Origin of the sequence: Parabacteroides sp. AF19-14 (genome assembly GCF_003635485.1) — a bacterium.
Lineage (GTDB): Bacteria > Bacteroidota > Bacteroidia > Bacteroidales > Tannerellaceae > Parabacteroides > Parabacteroides distasonis.
Genome location: NZ_QTMJ01000004.1, coordinates 264,283 through 281,305, shown reverse-complemented (window position 1 = coordinate 281,305; position 17,023 = coordinate 264,283). Strand labels below are relative to the sequence as shown.

Below are 17,023 nucleotides of genomic sequence, written 5' to 3'. Positions count from 1 at the left end.
CGTCAAGAGGGCGCTTTACAAATGTATTCTAATCTACAAAAATGACATGCTTATGATAAAAAAAGAACATCTTGTATCCGACATTTCTAAACTAAAAAAAGTATATAATCAGAGCTTCCCTTGGTTAGTGACCTTAGCGGAAGAAAGTGAGAACGCAAAGTATTTTAAGGATGCTTTGCGTTCTCTTATTTTATCCCGGCTCACGGAAAAGGAAAGTACCCAAGAAAACGTAGGAATGGCGGTGGCGAGACGTATCCTTCTTTTGATTGAGCATGATGATACTTTCGTGGACGAGCTGTCTACGGGCGAGCGTCTTCCGGTGCGGACGGTCACTTATCTTTGGCAGTTCCTGACCGGCCATTTGGAAAATGAGGTCTCTCCTGATTTATTCATTGACCTATACCATCAGTTTGATTTATTGGAATATCCGGTTGAGATCCTACCGGACCGGGCATTGGTGAAAAGGCAGATGAGCCGCTGGCCGACCGGGCTCGACCCGGAGGTAATCGCTATCCGTGAGAGGAACAAGGAGCGTATCATCTCTTGCTTGATCAAGAAGATAGAAAGACGCCATAGCCCTTCGTCACGTTTTCAGTTCGCCGAGGGCATCTCCTATGAGGAGAAAGAGGCCCGGGTACGTGAATGGTGGAATACCGCTCGTTTCCATTTGTCGATGGCGATCAAGAGTCCTACGGAATTGAACTTCTTTTTGGGATATTCCCTGTCGGACGAGACGATGAGCTTATTGGCCCGTGCCAAAAAGAAGGGGATGCCCTTTTTTGTGACTCCTTATTATCTTTCCCTATTAAATATAGAACATGAGGGGTATGACGACGCTACGGTGCGATCGTACATCATGTACTCGAACGAGCTGGTAGATACGTATGGAAGCATTAAGGCGTGGGAAAAGGAAGACATGGTCGTTGCCGATGAGCCGAACGCGGCGGGTTGGCTATTGCCGGAGGGACATAATATACACCGGAGGTATCCGGAGGTGGCGATCTTGATCCCCGATTCGATGGGGCGTGCCTGCGGTGGATTGTGCGCTTCTTGCCAGCGCATGTATGATTTCCAGAGCGAGCGGTTGAATTTCGATTTCGAGGCTCTGAAGCCTAAGGAGAGTTGGGACCGGAAGTTACGTCGTCTGATGCGTTATTTTGAGGAAGACGCCCAACTGAGGGATATCTTGATAACGGGCGGGGATGCCTTGATGAGCCAGAACGCTACCTTGCGTAAGATATTGGAGGCGGTATATAAGATGGCGGTGCGGAAACGGAAGGCGAACGAGAGCCGTCCGGAGGGCGAGAAGTACGCCGAGTTGCAACGGGTACGGCTAGGTTCCCGGTTGCTGGCTTATCTTCCGCTGCGTGTGACCGATGAGTTGGTCGGTATATTGAGGGAGTTCAAGGAGAAGGCTTCCGCTATCGGCGTGAGCCAGTTCTATATACAAACGCATTTCCAGTCTCCACTAGAGGTGACACCGGAGGCGAGGCACGCTATCGAGGCGATCTTGGCGGCGGGCTGGACGATCACGAATCAGTTGGTATATACGGTTTCGGCTTCCCGTAAGGGACATACGGCGAAATTACGGCAGACCTTAAACGCCCTTGGGGTGGTTTGCTATTATACGTTCTCCGTGAAAGGATTCCTGGAGAATTATGCGGTTTACACCCCGAATAGCCGCTCGTTGCAAGAGGCTCGTGAGGAGAAGATCTTCGGGCAGGTGCCGGAGGAGAAACAGGCGGAGTTGTATGATATGATCCGTAACCAACGTCCTTTAGGCAAGCGTTTGGTTCGTTTCCTGAAGGAAAACGGGTTGTTGTTCGCAGGTACGGATCGTAATGTATTGAACTTGCCCGCTATTGGTAAGAGCATGACTTTCCATACCATAGGCCTGACTTCCGAGGGAAAGCGGATTCTTAAGTTCGATCACGACGGGAGCCGTCGGCATAGCCCGATTATCGATCAAATGGGTGAGGTTTATATCGTGGAGAATAAATCCGTGGCCGCTTACCTTAGGCAATTGAAGGAGATGGGCGAGGATGTCAATGAGTACCGTACGATCTGGAATTATTGCGAGGGAGAGACGGAGCCTCGCTTCAGTATTTATGAATACCCGGCTTATCCCTTTAAGGCCACGGACCGAATGACTAATCTTGAATTATGAATTCTATCCTCATATGTTTGCCTTGGTTTCGTATATTTTGCTTAATTTTGTTTCACTGAATTTAGAAGGATATGATACAGAACGAAAGAGAAATCAGGCATGAGCTTGTGTTACAGGCCGCACGCCGTATGATGACAGCCGCTCGCACGGCTCCTAAAGGCAAGGGTATTGATATCATAGAGATAGCGATGGTGACGGATGGGGATATCTTGCGCTTGTCCGATGAGATGATCCAGATAGCGGCCGAGACCGGATTCAAGTTCCTGCTCCGTGACGCCGAGAATATAAAGAGTGCCGATGCCGTGGTGATTATCGGTACCTCCCAGAAAGTACAAGGCTTGAACTGCGCCCATTGTGGTTTCGATACCTGCGTGGAGAAGCCGGACTTGGTTCCGTGCGCTATTAATTCCGTCGATCTGGGTATCGCTATCGGCTCGGCTTGCGCTACGGCGGCGGACCTGCGTGTGGATACTCGTGTCATGTTCAGCGCCGGCTTGGCGGCCCAACGACTGGGGCTGTTGGGAGACTGTAAATGCGTGATGGCGATACCGGTCAGCGCCTCGTCGAAGAACCCGTTTTTTGATCGTAAACCGAAAGAAGAACCGAAAAACTAGAAACAAATGAGTGACTCTATTCTAAAATTCGCGAATAAGCTGGAGATACGTTATTCCTTTAATAATAAATCCAATTATATGGATGCCATGACCAAGCACCGGTGTGAGAAGGAGATTCTTACGCTGATACGTTCCTTGGCGGATATGCTGGACGTGAAGCTGACGGTTTACAACGAGCCTTACGATAAGGAGGGTGGTTTCCGTGAGAAGCTGGGCGTGGCTGGGGAGAGTAGCCGCTCTATCTCTATCGTGTTGAACTTGGTGATGCAGATATTGACCCGTCCTTCTTTGTCGGTGGGTGGACAGCCGCTGATGGATCGTACGCCGGCGGACGAGGAGGAGATGCAGCGTGAGCTGTTCAAGTTACGCCGTGAACTACGGCTGAAGACTGCGGGGGCTACGCCTTCACACCGCTTGATCGACCTGTTGAACGCCTCGCCCCGTTTCTGTAAGTGTAAGTCTAATTTCTACGAGGCTTTGAAAGGGTATCCGAAGGTGACGAAAATCTCGGTACGTGAGTTGAACGAGAAGGATCGTAACCGTTCCGGTTCGCTGGAGGTGAAACGGGACCAGTTCGATTATTTTATCTTGCGTAGCGACGATCTGCCTACGGTCAAGGATAATAAGGCCACGATAGAGATCATCTCGCCGGTACTGAAAGATAGTAAGTATCGGTGGAAAGGTATCTACAACAAGGGAGGCGAGACGATCGATTTCTATATGCAAGATGAGGATTTCAAGAAACAGATGTTCGAGGACAAGATCTCGTTCACGAGCGGCATGTGCATCGATTGCGTCTTGGAGATCGCCCGCCGTCTGTCGGAGCTAGGAGAGGTGGTCAACGTGAGCTATACCGTGACTACGGTGATACGTACCCGTTTCGATAAGATGGAGATCGTCACCCCTCAAGGCAAGCGGCATCTTCGTAAACTGGAAGCCGCGAAGAAGCAGCTTACGCTGGATTTGTTCGGCTAATCCGACAGCGGTATTCCCATCGCTCCCAAACACTACCGTGTTCCCACCTGAACACAGTAGTATTCATCAGCGAACACAATAGTATTCAATCCCGGACACAATAGTCTTTTTGCTTTGAATACTATTGTGTTTTTTCGTAAGGACGGGCAGCCTATACGAGTGTATATTTCCTCGGGTAATTGAATAAGATCGCCAATAAGGCGCCTGCTCCCAATAGATACGGGTAGTAAAGATATTGCATGATCTCGATAGGGGAGACATGCCCGAGTCCGGCGGCCATCAACATCTGGGCGCCGTAGGGGATGATTCCCTGTACGAAGCAAGAGAAGATATCCAATAGGCTGGCGCTGCGGCGGGGATCTATCTTGAACCGGTCCGCTATATCTTTGGCGATCGGGCCGGCCATGATGAGGGCGATCGTATTGTTGGCCGTGCAGAGGTTGGCGAAACTTACCAAGGCCGCTATGCTCATCTCGGCCCCCTTGGAGGAATGGATGCGGGAGGTAAGCTTGCGGATGATCCAGTCGATACCCCCGTTATAACGGATCATCTCCAACATGCCTCCTGCCAGAAGCGTCACGATAATCAGCTCGCCCATATTCGTGATACCTAGTCCCATGGAGGCGTTCCAGCCCCAGATATCGAAGCTACCGGTCCACAGACCTACTATACCGGACAGGACGATCCCGATGAATAGCACCAGCATGACATTGATCCCGCAAACGGCGGTTACCAATACCACTAGATAAGGGATCACCTTGACCCATTCGATCGGGGCCGGAGCGTAAGCGTTCTCCACGCCGCTTCCCACCAGCACGTATATCAATCCGGTCAGGATCGCTATCGGGAGGGCGATACGGATATTCACCTTGAACTTATCGGACATCTGGCAACCCTGCGTGCGGGTAGCTACGATAGTCGTATCGGATATGAACGACAGGTTATCGCCGAACATGGCGCCGCTCACCACGACACCCAGCATAAGGGCGTCCGGCATCCCCGTCTTGTCCGCTATACCGACGGCTACCGGGGCCAAGGCCACGATCGTGCCCACCGACGTACCTACCGAGATGGATATGAAGCAAGCGGCTAGGAAGATTCCGGCCGCCAACAGGTTACCGGGCAGGATGGACATCGCCAGATTCACGGTAGCGTCTACGGCACCCATCGCCTTGGCGGTCTGCGCGAAGGCCCCGGCGAGGATGAAGATCAATACCATCAGCATGATATTACTGTTGGCCGCCCCCCGGCAGAACTGCTCGATGCGGTTGCTTAATTTGCCTCCCTTGGAGATCGCTATCGCTACGATCGAGGAGATGACGAAGGCTACCGTTATTGGCATCTTATAGAAATCTCCCGCCACGATAGATACCACCAAATAAGTCAATAAGAATACCACCAGCGGTGTCAACGCCCAAGCGTTCGGTCTGCGTTCCAACTCCCCCATTTTTTCTTATCTCTCTTAAATTAACTGTCAACTGTCAATTCTCTACGTCCTTTCTCTTAGAAGGAGAACCGCAGCGCTATACGCACGCCCCCCTTCTTGATATTCGGTTGGTCCAGATACGTCAACCGGCGGTAATAATCGATCCGTAATATCTTGAAGATGTTCTCCAGACCTACGCTGGCCTCCAGGTAAGGCGTACGGCCCATCGGCGAGGTTCCCTCGGGGAAGCGGTATAGTCCCGTCGGGTCCAAGGCCGGGTTATTCTTATCGGTCAGTCCTCCGTAGAAACCGCTGAACGATATCACCTCACGCAAACGTAGCCACTTCACGCCGGGAATACGGTTTAAGATCCATCCCTTCATATAATACGTGAAGTAGAACGAAACATACTGGTCGCTTACGAACTCCAGCGCACGCATCATGTTGAAGGCTTGCGGCTGGATCGTGATGGACTGGTTGGTATTCGGCATGATGAGCAAGGGGAAAGGAACCTTGTCCCATACCTTGCCCGCCGTCACCAAGGCGTCGATATGTCCGAAGGAAGAGAGCCAGATCCGTTTCTCGGCGCTGATCTCCGTATGGTTGTAGTTGAAGTCGCCCCCCAACACGTTCTTCAATCCCATTTGATGGGATAGCTTGAATACGGGAGCGTCTTTCGAGAGGTTGAAAAGCGAGTTCTTACCCTCTCGTCCGTTATAGGCACGCTCGCCCGGGGCGAAACGAAGCTGGGTCCCTAGCTCCGTGTTGGTGAAACTCTTTAGGTTCGTCAATGTCCCGTCGGCGTCGTAACGGTCGTAGCGGAGCGTTCCGGCCGCCTCGTTGTTCTCGTTCCGCGCCCAAGTGGTAAGGGTCAGGCCATTCAGCCATTCCTTCTGGTACTGGAGCATGGTCTTGCGGATGTATTGCATCATGGTGACGGGCTCGCCCACCTTCCATGCCACGAACATATTATCCTTGCTGGTGAAGAGGAAGTCCTGACCAGGCGTATATACGTCGTACTCTTGGATCGCGGAGATGTTGTTCACCGGGCTTTCTCCCTCGTGATATTTCTTCTTGTTCACGCTATACGTCAGCTTGGCGTTATACTTTAGCTTACGGTCGTTTACGCCATAGGCCAGATAACCGCTACCGAACCAGTGCGGGTTGAGGTTTGCCGTCGTCATACCTCCCACACGCATGCGGAAGCCCTCCAGATGGTTGGCGCTGAAAGTGGTATTCATCGGTCCGAAATCGAACTTGCTCTTATCCTTGTCCGCCGTAGTCGGGATATAACCGGTGATCAATATCTCGGCGGTCTTGATGATCACGTTGAAAGCCGGTACCTTGCGGAGTTGCGCCAGCAAGTCATCCAAGGCGCTCTCTTTCTCTTTCAAGGGGACATGGCGGTTGTGTATCCAGAAGGTGTCGGTCTGGGCGGTGGCGTCGGGCAACTCATGGATCGGGCCGAGAAGGCCGAAGATCGAGTCGGCGTTCTGCACGTCGAACTGATACTTATCGAAATTCCTTAGCTGGTGGGCATAGAGCTGTTGCGCCCCTTTTACGATATAGAAATTAACGTAGGTATTCTCGTTGGCGAGCACCCAAGTGCTATCCGGCATCCGCTTGAACTCTTGCTCGATCCGGAGCTTGTCCACCCAGTTGAGGTTGATGTTCGCCGGGGTGTTCAAGAGGAATTTCTTGACGGCGTAATTACCGTCCAGCGTGATGTACAAGCGGCCCGTGAAGCCGTAACTCTGGCTGTTTACGGGCACGAAGGCGAGATCCACACATTTATCTCCGGCAACGTCCACCGTATCCATGATATAATATTTGTAATAGGAGACGGCCAGCGTGGAAGACAGCGGGCTCACGAAACGGTTCAACAAGATATTGATATTGTTGTCGAAGATATTGACGCCCTTGAATATCTCCTCAAGGTTGGCGGTGATGGCGCCTCCATCGTCCAAGGTCTTGTCGATACCCTGCTGGCGCTTGGCCTTGGTGATCGTCTTCTCCGCCTTGGGATGTTTGCGGTAGTATTGGTCGGAGATCGTCTCACGGACGGAGATCGTCAGGATCGGTTTCCCGTTGAACTCCGAGGTATCCAGATAGTTCTTGATGAACTTGAATTTCTTCAGGAACTTATTCTTCTCGAGATTGGGGTTGAAGTCGTCCAGCGACATGCTGAGCTTCTCGTACACCTCGCTTTGGTACTCGTCCTTCGCCTCGATGCGGTTGTCGTTCTTATGCTCTATGACTTTCTTGATCAGTTCCACGGCGGGGTTGTCCTTGCGGGAATATTTCTCACGTTTAGGCTTGACGACTACCTCGGCAATCTCGAACGAGGTAGGCCGGAGGAGCACGTTGAGGGCGTTGTTCTTTTGCCCCGCCTTTAGGTTTACGACCTTATTGTCATATCCAAGCGAGGATACGACCAGCCGGGTAAGCCCTTTGTCATTCTGGAGGCTGAAAGCCCCGTCATCGTCGGTCATCGCCCCGATCGTCGAGTTCTCGAACATGACGGATACGTAGGATAGGGGTTCCCCGCTTACGGAGTCTCTCACGATTCCGGACGCGGAAGTTATGCTCTGGGCGTATAGGACGGAAATGCCGGTCACGAATTGTAACAGGACTAGCAAAGTGATATAGCGAATAGATCTTATCATGTAAATGTCTCGTTATTCCTTCACGGATAATACTGTTGGCAAAGGTATGTTTTTTTCGTGGGAGGGAGGGGGGAGAGGCTATTAATAATCATTAATCACCGGGTTTCCCACCGCTCGATGGGAAACCCGGCGGTAGAAAACGCGAGCTTCATTATTTAACGAAAAAGATCTTCATTATTTTATATCTCTGATGGCGAGTCGCTGTCGGTAGCGGGCTTGTCGCCTTCTTGTTTCTTGGCGGCTGCGGCCCTCGCCTGCGCTATGCGTTGGTTGTAGAGGGCGTTCATCTCGTCGACCAGCGCGTTGAGGCGGCTGATGAAGGCGGCGGTCTCTTGAGTGGGCTTCACCACGCTTTGCGCAAAGGCGTAGGTGGACATCTCGTCGTATTCCTCGTCCATGCGTAGGCGGATTTTCTTGGCGCTCTCTAGGGGGTCGTCCGCCTTGGCGTTGGCGCGTTGCTCGGTGAGCGTGGCGTATTGCTTGTTCTTTTCTTTCAGCGCTGCTACTACTTCGGTGAGGTTGATCGCCGCCAGCGCCTCGGGCATCCCGGCCTTGTCGAGGTCTACTAGCAAGCCCTCGATGGCGGCCGTCTCCTGCAAGTTGGCGAGGCGTGCGGCTCCGATGTAGGGCTTCACGGGAAGGTATAGCTTCTCGGCCGCCGTGCGTTGCGCCGCCAGCGGGCTTTTCGTCATTTGGGTAATAGTGGAAGTAATGAAGATCAAGAGATCATCCCTCTCCTTGTCGAGGGCGGACATCTGCGCGGTCTCCTCGCTGGCCGAGGATTGGTTCACGGCGTCGGTCAACAGGGCGAAATCGGTGGCGAAGGCCGTACGAAGTTCTTGGGGGATGCCCAGCGGGTCGTTCGGGTCGAAGCTGATCTCGTCGGGAGATTCCGAGTCGCCTCCGCCACCTGCGAGCAGGTTCCCGTAGCGGGCCATGAAGGTTCGGTACTCGGCGTTGTTCAATTTCGTGATGTTAATGTCTTTTACTTTTGTAATCTTTTCCATTTTCTTGTTGATTTAGATCCATGATCAGGTTTAATACTGGCTAAAGGTAAGACAAATCGGTGGATATAGCTCTGGAAACTACCGTATTTTTCGCGGATTCGACCTCGCGGCAGGTGAAAAGTCGAATCTTGGGAAAATACGGGGCTTACATCGGGCGCGAAACGGAATCTTGGGGAAATGCGAGACCTCGCGGCGGGTGCACGGTCGAATCTTGGAAAAATACGGGGGGTACATCGGGTGCGCGGTCGAATCTTGGGGAAATGCGGCACCTCGCGGCAGGTGCGCGGTGGAATCTTTAGAAAATACGAGGCCCAACCTTGGTGGCCGGGCCTCGCGATAAATAGGGAGCCTTACCCGGGGGCGCATGGAGTAGGCGAGCACGCCGCGTCTCTACAACGCCTCCTTGTTCCACTTGTTCAGCGGGTTCTTCCCCTCGGGGGTATAGAGCTGGGCGATACGGGCGGCGTAGGCTTTCTCTACCTTGCCCCGGACGATCTTCATGGTGCTGTTTACCATGCCGTTTTGCTCGGTGAAAGGCTCGGGGAGGATGGCGAAGGTGGTCGGCAACCAACGATCCGGGAACATACTAGACAGGTCGCCTCCCTTGCGGAAACGGTCGATCTGGCGCTGGATGATACGGATGGCCTCTTCCCGGCCTTGATCGCTCGTAAGGTCCAGATTCTGGTGGGCCAGATGCTTCCTCAACCGTTCTTTGTTAGGGACCAACAGGGCGGTCGTGTACGGACTCTGGTTATTGTACAGGATCAGCTGGTCGATGCAAGAGGAATGCTCTACCAAGGCTTCCTCTATACCCTCCGGACTGTATTTCTCCCCGTCGCTTCCGATCAGCAGGCTCTTGAAACGCCCCAACACATAAAGAAGCCCGTCACGCATATATCCCATATCCCCGGTGTACAGCCAACCTTCCTTTACGGTATCGGCCGTCGATACCGGGTTCTTCCAGTAGCCGGCCATCACGTTCTCTCCCCGGATGACGATCTCGCCTTTCTCCCCCGGAGGAAGTACGTTGCCGTCCATGTCGCAGATCTTTAGGTCGAGGGGCCGCACCAATACGCCGCTACTGCCGAAGGTATGGCGGCGGGGGCCGTTGGTCGAGATGATCGGTGTCGCCTCGCTCAGCCCGTATCCTTGGTACATCGGGATTCCCAAGGCGTAATAGAACTTCTGCAAGTCCTTATCCAGCAAGGCGCCCCCTCCGATAAAGAACTTCAGTTCGCCCCCGAAGTTCTCACGGACTTTCGCGAACAATAGCTTGTCGAACAAACGGACCAGTGGCTTCAAGAGGACGCGGAAGCCTTTTCCTTCCTCCTCGTCGCTATCCCCGTTATAGATATAACCGATCCGTAAGGCTAGGTTGAAAAGGCGGGCGGCGTTCTTGCCTCGCGCCCGGATACCCTGCTCGATATTCTTCTTGAAGTTCTTCGCCAAGGCGGGGACGCTCAGTATCAGGTACGGCTTGAACTCCTTTATATTGATAGGGATATTCTTCAAGGTCTCCATACCGGTACGCCCTACCTGCACGGTAGCTACCGAGGCTCCCTTCGACATGAAGATGTAGAATCCTACCACGTGGGCGAAGCAATGGTCCAGCGGGAGTATCACCAACGTACGCCACGTATCGTCTATATCCACGCAAGTGAGCGCTTGCTCCACGTTCGCCGTATAGTTGCGGTGGGTGAGGATCACGCCTTTCGGATCGGCGGTCGTGCCGGAGGTATAGGTGATGGTGGCGTAATCATCGTTGCCCAGCGATTGCCCGATCGCCAAGAACTCCTCTAGCGGATGAATACCCAGATAGACCTTCCCCATCCGGCGTATCTCGGACAGCGGCATCTCACGGTCTTGGTATTCCGCTTGCTCGTCGAGTACGATGATCTTCCGTACGGCGGGGAGCTTATCCTTGATCGCCCGGATTTTCTTGAGTTGCTGGCCCGATACCATGATATATTTCACGTCGGCGTGGACGAGACGGAACAGGAGGTCGTTCGCCTCCTCCAGCTTGATCGATAGGGGCACGTTCGTCGCCCCGGCGTAGAACATGGCCAGCTCGCCGATGATCCACGCGTTGCGCCCTTCGCTCAGTAAAGCCATATTATCCCCCTTTCGCACACCCAGCGATATGAGGCCGGCGCCTTCCTCATAGACGAGGTCGCGAACCTCGGCGTAAGTGGTTGGCTCGAATCGCTTGCCCGTCTTCTCCCATAAAAAAGGATTACTCGGGAATCGCTTGGCTGAACTCTCAAAAAGGTCTATAATCGTTTTCTTTTCCATATCTTTTCGTGTTTGTAAGAGGATGTGTCAAAAGTTGGTTGAGTTTATTTTTTCCATCTCTTGCAGGTAGCCGCATGCCGCTTCCACCGTAGGGACGTTCTTGATCACGATACTTCGCTTGCCATTCTGCTCCCGGAGGTTGCATTCACGGGGATGCTTTTGGATGAAGCCCAGCAGCTTGCCGAACGCCTCGCTTTGGTAATACGGGCTGTCCGGGTTATTCACCAAGAAGAGGCTCATCTGCCCTTTCTTCAGGATCACCTTCTCCATACCCAGTTTCTTGGCCATGCGACGGAGGCGCACGATCCGGATCAACTCCTTGCCCTCCTTCGGTATCTTGCCGAAGCGGTCTTTCAGGCGCTCCGTAAAGGCGAGGATGTCACGTTCCTCCTCCATATTATCCAACTCCCGGTATAGGGAAATACGTTCCGAGTCGTTGGGGATGTAGGTGGGAGGGAACATCAATTCCAGATCGCTCTCGATATAGGTCTCCCGGACGTACTCGCTACCCGTATCCCGATGCCCTTCGGTGTTATCGGCGTAAAGATCGGCGAATTCCTCGCTTTTCAACTCGTCTACCGCCTCCTCCAAGATCTTCTGGTACGTCTCGTAACCCAGATCCGCTATGAAACCGCTTTGCTCGGCCCCCAACATATTGCCGGCCCCCCGGATATCGAGGTCTTGCATGGCGATATGGATACCGCTACCCAGCTCGGAGAAGTTCTCGATCGCTTGCAACCTGCGCCGTGCCTCCTGCGTCAGCGAGGTGAGGGGCGGGGAAAGGAGGTAGCAGAAGGCTTTCCGGTTGCTTCGTCCTACCCGTCCGCGTAGCTGATGGAGGTCGCTAAGCCCGAATTGCTGGGCGTTGTTGATGATGATCGTATTGGCGTTAGGCACGTCGATGCCGCTCTCCACGATACTGGTGGCTATCAATACGTCATACTCATAATTCACGAAATCGAGGATGATCTTCTCCAGCTTCTCCGGCTCCATCTGCCCGTGCCCCACGGCTACCCGTGCGTCGGGGACTTCCCGCCGTACCAAGGCTTCCATCTCGTAAATGTTCTGGATACGGTTGTTGATGAAGAACACCTGCCCGTTCCGGCTCATCTCGAAATTGATCGCTTCCCGGATGATATCGGGATTGAAACGCTCCACCTCCGTCTGCACGGGATAACGGTTGGGCGGTGGCGTGGTGATGCTGGAAAGATCCCGGGCCCCCATCAAGGAGAACTGTAGGGTACGGGGGATCGGGGTGGCCGTCATTGTCAAGGTGTCCACGTTCACCTTCAGCTGCCGAAGCTTCTCCTTGACGGATACCCCGAACTTCTGCTCCTCGTCGATGATAAGCAAGCCCAGATCCTTGAAACGTACATCCTTGCCGACGATCCGGTGGGTGCCGATCAAGATATTCACCTCGCCCTCTTTCAGCTCTTTCAAGGTAGCCTTGATTTGCGCGGCCGTACGGGCCCGGCTGATATAATCGATCTTGCAAGGGAAATCCTTCAAGCGCTCACAAAACGTCTGGTAATGCTGGAAAGCCAGTACGGTGGTGGGTACCAACACGGCCACCTGCTTATTGTCCGATACCGCCTTGAATGCCGCGCGGATAGCCACCTCGGTCTTTCCGAAACCAACGTCTCCACAAATCAACCGATCCATCGGACGGGTACTTTCCATATCCGCCTTGACCTCGGCGGTAGCCTTCATCTGGTCCGGCGTGTCCTCATAGATGAAGCTGGCTTCCAGCTCATGCTGCATGAAGCTGTCCGGCGTGTAGGCGAAACCCGTCTCTTGCTTGCGTTTGGAATAGAGGAGGATCAAGTCCCGGGCGATATCCTTCACCTTCGCCTTGGTACGTTCCTTCATCTTTTCCCAAGCGCCTGTGCCGAGCTTACTCAACTTAGGCGGCTCGCCGCTCTCTTTCCCCTTGTATTTCGATAATTTATGCAGGGAATGGATGCTGACGAATATAATATCGTTATTCTGATAAATCAATTTGATGGCCTCTTGCATCTTACCGTTCACCTCGGTGCGTACCAAGCCTCCGAACTGTCCTACGCCATGGTCGATATGTACGATATAATCCCCTTGCGAGAACTGGTTCAGCTCCTTGAGCGAAAGGGTAATCTTTCCGCTTCGTGCCTTATCGCTCTTCAAGTTGAACTTGTGGAAGCGGTCGAACAATTGATGGTCGGTGAAAAAGCAGATGCGTAGCGTATCGTCGGCGAATCCCTCGTGTATCGTGCGGTTTACGGCGGTGAAAGGGATATTGTCGCCCCTATCCTCGAAAATCATCCGGATACGGTTGGCTTGTTTCTCTTGATCGCTCAATATATATAATGTATAGCCCTCGTCGAGGTATTTATGGAACGACTCGCTCACCCGGTCGAAATTCTTATGATAGATCGGCTGCGTTTGCGTAGAGAAATGGATGGTAGCGTCCGCCGTTCCCATCGGCCGTGCCCCGAAATGAATGCGACGGAAATCCAAGACCTCCCGTAGGAAGTCCTCGCCCCGGACTAATTTCTTCCGCATCTGGTCGATATCGGCGAAGGATTCCTCGTCGGCTACCACCGGATCGTCGTTCCATACGCTTCCGATGCGCTCCTTGCACCATGCGAGATCTCTCGCCGCTATGCAGGTGTTCCGGGGAAGGGAGCCTAGCAAGGAAGTACTATCCTTGGCGTTCTTGCTCATCTCCGGTACGATATAGATGCTGTCCAGTTTCTCCTTGCTGAGTTGCGTCTCCACGTCGAACGTACGGATGGTCTCCACCTCGTCGCCGAAAAAGTCGATACGGTAGGGAAACTCGTTGGAGAAAGAGAAAACGTCGAGGATACTGCCACGGAGGGCGTACTGCCCCGGCTCATATACATAATCGACCTGCTCGAAGCCATACTCGTCCAGCACGTCGGAGACAAACATATTATCCAGCTTCTCGCCCACGCTGATCTTTAAGGTATTCTCCTTCAATACCTCCCGGGCCACGACTCGTTCCGCCAAGGCGTCCGGATACGTGACGATCACGAAAGAGGCGTCCGGGTCTTGCAACCGGCTGAGTACCTCGGTGCGCAGGATCTCGTTCGCCGGATCGACATGCCCGTACTTGATGGCCCTCCGGTAAGCGGATGGGAAGAAGTATACCTCATTGCTGGCGGTAAGTTGCATCAAGTCGTGATAGAAATAGCCGGCTTCCTCTTGGTCGTTCAACACGCACACATAACTTCCCCTTCCTTTCGTAAAAAGAGAGGCGATCGTCATTGCCGGACCCGAGCCATTCAGTCCCTTTAGGAATATATTGCGGGACGTATCGTTTTTCAGTAAGGTGTCCAGCGCCGTCACTTGCGGGTGAGCGGCATATAGTTTCAATAATTCTTGTACTTCCAAAGCGAAATCTTGTTTCCGCAAAGGTAACCTTTTTGCTTAAGTTTTTATAGGTGTTCGTCCGGTTTCTTTCTTTATCAAGTAACTTTTACGGCTCTCTAAAACCACAGCGATAATTCGAGTAGGGGATTTTGGGGGAAATGCTTTTGGGCCCCCTGAAAAAGGGAGACTTATCGTATATTTTTATGTATGTTCTAGTTCCTTGCCGTATGATTCTGTAAAAAGTCGTACGTGTTTCCCGAAAAACATGTACGACTTTTCAAAAAAACACGTACGTGTTTTTCGAAAATGATAATCGTCTTTTTAAAATGTTAGTATCCAATTATTTATGTATTCATGTCATTTGCATACTTATTGTATGGAATAGTTTAATAAATTTCCTCTATCTTGATATAAAAATTATCTGTTTGACAGCTACTTATACTTGCCGTATCTTTGTGGTACAAGAAAAGCAAAAAGTATAACAAATTAAAAAGTAGCAATTATGAGAACATTAGATTATATCCACTTAGACGCATCAGCGGTAAGTAACGTAGTAGCAAGCTTGAAACAATTATTGGCGGATTACCAAGTATTCTATACGAACCTTCGTGGTTTCCACTGGAATATCAAGGGACACGGTTTCTTCGTTCTTCATGGTAAATTCGAGGATATGTACAACAACGCTGCCGAGAAGGTTGACGAGTTGGCGGAACGTATCCTGATGTTGGGAGGCGAGCCGGAGAACAAGTTCAGCGAGTACCTGAAAGTAGCCCGTGTAAAAGAGGTATCAGGCGTATCCTGTGGTGACGAGGCGTTAAAGAATATTCTTGATACGTATGGTCATTTGATCGATGAGGAACGTAAACTTCTTTCCTTGGCATCCGGGGCGGGAGATGAGGCTACGGTCGCTTTGATGAGCGATTATCTGAAAGAACAAGAGAAGTTGGTTTGGATGTTAGTAGCATATTCAACTTGCGATTGCAAGAAGTAAAAAAGGTGATTCATTGCGTTTGGAGAAGGTCGGAAGTGATTCCGGCCTTTTTCTGTTGGTGCCAATAGGGGTTTTTTATTGTTTCATGTCTTATTCATATATGTCGTTCGATTATTTTATCAAAATAAAAAGTATATGAAAAGAGTTGTATTATTTGCGATGGTGTTAATGTTGGGTGTAATATCGGTACAAGCCCAGTGGTCGGTAGTTCCGGAAGCGGGTATGACAGTGATGAAGGCGGGTCCAATGGTTGATTGGAAACCGAGTTGGAAGATTGGGGTAGGAGTGGAATATCAGTTGAAGCCGGAATTTCTCTCTCTGAAGTCAGGTTTGTATTATACGCAAAGGGGATATAGTAATGACAAATTTCCCGGATATGGATATGGGTGTTATTGGTGGGCAGTGCCGGGACCTACTTATGATCCGTATGGATATGCGTATGATTACTCAAATAAGGTGACACGAAATTTCTTGCAATTACCGATTATGGCTAATTTCTCATTCAAATTAGCTGAGGATATTCGTTTGAATGTTGGAGTAGGCCCTTATATAGCCGTAAGCGTATTGGATAAAGGAATGTTCGGGGGATGGTCTGTCGCTTCGGAAGAATCCGCTAAGTTTTATACCCATGATCCCTGTGAAGGGCTTCGTGCTTTTGATTGGGGGATAAGTGCCACTGTAGGTGTGGAAATAAAACAATGCTTTATCAATTTTGGCTATGATGTATCGTTAGGTAAAGAGTATAAGGGAGGATCGATCGAGGCGAATTACCATACTTTGGCTCTTACCGCAGGATATAAGTTTAAATTGGGTAAATAGAAACCCAAGTTCTATCGCAAGTCTTCTTGCTGATCGTTTAAATATAGATTTTATCTATATATGTATAGGAATTATCTGTTTGACAGTTGTTTATATTTGCCATATCTTTGCAATATAAGAAAAACGAAAAGTATAACAATTAAAAAATAGCAGTATGAAAACATTAGATTATCTTCATTTAGACGCGTCAGCGGTAAGTAACGTAGTAGCAAGCTTGAAACAATTATTGGCGGATTACCAAGTATTCTATACGAACCTTCGTGGTTTCCACTGGAATATTAAGGGACATGGTTTCTTCGTTCTTCATGGTAAATTCGAGGATATGTACAACAACGCTGCCGAGAAGGTTGACGAGTTGGCGGAACGTATCCTGATGTTGGGAGGCGAGCCGGAGAACAAGTTCAGCGAGTATTTGAAAGTAGCCCGTGTAAAAGAGGTATCAGGCGTATCTTGTGGTGACGAGGCGTTAAAGAATATTCTTGATACATACGGTCATCTGATCGGTGAGGAGCGTAAACTTCTTTCCTTGGCATCTGAGGCAGGCGATGAGGCTACGGTCGCTTTGATGAGCGATTATCTGAAAGAACAGGAGAAGTTGGTCTGGATGTTAGTAGCCTACTCAACTTGCGATTGCAAGAAATAATAATAGTAGATTCATTGCGTTTAAAGAAGGCCGGAAGAGATTCCGGCTTTTTTG

11 protein-coding genes are annotated in these 17,023 nt (G+C 51.2%); 6 read left to right on the top strand and 5 right to left on the bottom strand.

What is annotated here, in order from left to right:
* Window positions 1–52: 52 nt before the first annotated feature.
* From DWX33_RS06130 to DWX33_RS06120, 3 genes are all read left to right on the top strand, one after another.
* Window positions 53–2,167, top strand: coding sequence for a KamA family radical SAM protein (locus DWX33_RS06130; RefSeq protein ID WP_122380021.1), 2,115 nt, complete (start codon window positions 53–55; stop codon window positions 2,165–2,167).
* Between the two features lie 71 nt (window positions 2,168–2,238).
* The gene (locus tag DWX33_RS06125) at window positions 2,239–2,781 is read left to right on the top strand and encodes a ferredoxin domain-containing protein (RefSeq protein WP_057326475.1); all 543 of its coding nucleotides are present in this window, start codon (window positions 2,239–2,241) and stop codon (window positions 2,779–2,781) included.
* A gap of 6 nt (window positions 2,782–2,787) precedes the next feature.
* Window positions 2,788–3,756 (top strand): hypothetical protein, encoded by a 969-nt coding sequence (locus DWX33_RS06120; RefSeq protein ID WP_122380020.1) that lies wholly within the window; start codon window positions 2,788–2,790, stop codon window positions 3,754–3,756.
* A 151-nt stretch (window positions 3,757–3,907) separates the two neighbouring features.
* On the opposite strand, the gene DWX33_RS06115 is transcribed toward DWX33_RS06120, so the two are convergent.
* From DWX33_RS06115 to mfd, 5 genes are all read right to left on the bottom strand, one after another.
* Window positions 3,908–5,203, bottom strand: a complete 1,296-nt coding sequence (locus DWX33_RS06115; protein WP_005863068.1) for a Na+/H+ antiporter NhaC family protein — start codon at window positions 5,201–5,203, stop codon at window positions 3,908–3,910.
* Window positions 5,204–5,259: 56 nt separating this feature from the next.
* A complete protein-coding gene (locus DWX33_RS06110; RefSeq protein ID WP_122380019.1) occupies window positions 5,260–7,848 on the bottom strand; it encodes a DUF5686 and carboxypeptidase-like regulatory domain-containing protein in 2,589 nt (862 codons plus the stop codon).
* A 179-nt stretch (window positions 7,849–8,027) separates the two neighbouring features.
* Entirely contained in the window at window positions 8,028–8,855 is an 828-nt protein-coding gene (locus DWX33_RS06105) for a DUF6261 family protein (RefSeq protein WP_122380018.1), read from the bottom strand.
* 390 nt (window positions 8,856–9,245) lie between these two features.
* Window positions 9,246–11,147 (bottom strand): long-chain fatty acid--CoA ligase, encoded by a 1,902-nt coding sequence (locus tag DWX33_RS06100; RefSeq protein ID WP_122380017.1) that lies wholly within the window; start codon window positions 11,145–11,147, stop codon window positions 9,246–9,248.
* Between the two features lie 27 nt (window positions 11,148–11,174).
* On the bottom strand, window positions 11,175–14,537 hold the full coding sequence (gene mfd, locus DWX33_RS06095) for a transcription-repair coupling factor (protein ID WP_008779688.1): 3,363 nt from the start codon (window positions 14,535–14,537) through the stop codon (window positions 11,175–11,177).
* A gap of 481 nt (window positions 14,538–15,018) precedes the next feature.
* Here mfd and DWX33_RS06080 point away from each other — a divergent pair, with 481 nt between their 5' ends.
* From DWX33_RS06080 to DWX33_RS06070, 3 genes are all read left to right on the top strand, one after another.
* Window positions 15,019–15,507, top strand: a complete 489-nt coding sequence (locus tag DWX33_RS06080; RefSeq protein WP_005863058.1) for a Dps family protein — start codon at window positions 15,019–15,021, stop codon at window positions 15,505–15,507.
* A gap of 135 nt (window positions 15,508–15,642) precedes the next feature.
* Window positions 15,643–16,326: an outer membrane beta-barrel protein gene (locus DWX33_RS06075; RefSeq protein WP_034531327.1), complete on the top strand. Its 684-nt coding sequence runs from the start codon at window positions 15,643–15,645 to the stop codon at window positions 16,324–16,326.
* A gap of 154 nt (window positions 16,327–16,480) precedes the next feature.
* Entirely contained in the window at window positions 16,481–16,969 is a 489-nt protein-coding gene (locus DWX33_RS06070; RefSeq protein WP_008772444.1) for a Dps family protein, read from the top strand.
* Window positions 16,970–17,023: the final 54 nt, after the last annotated feature.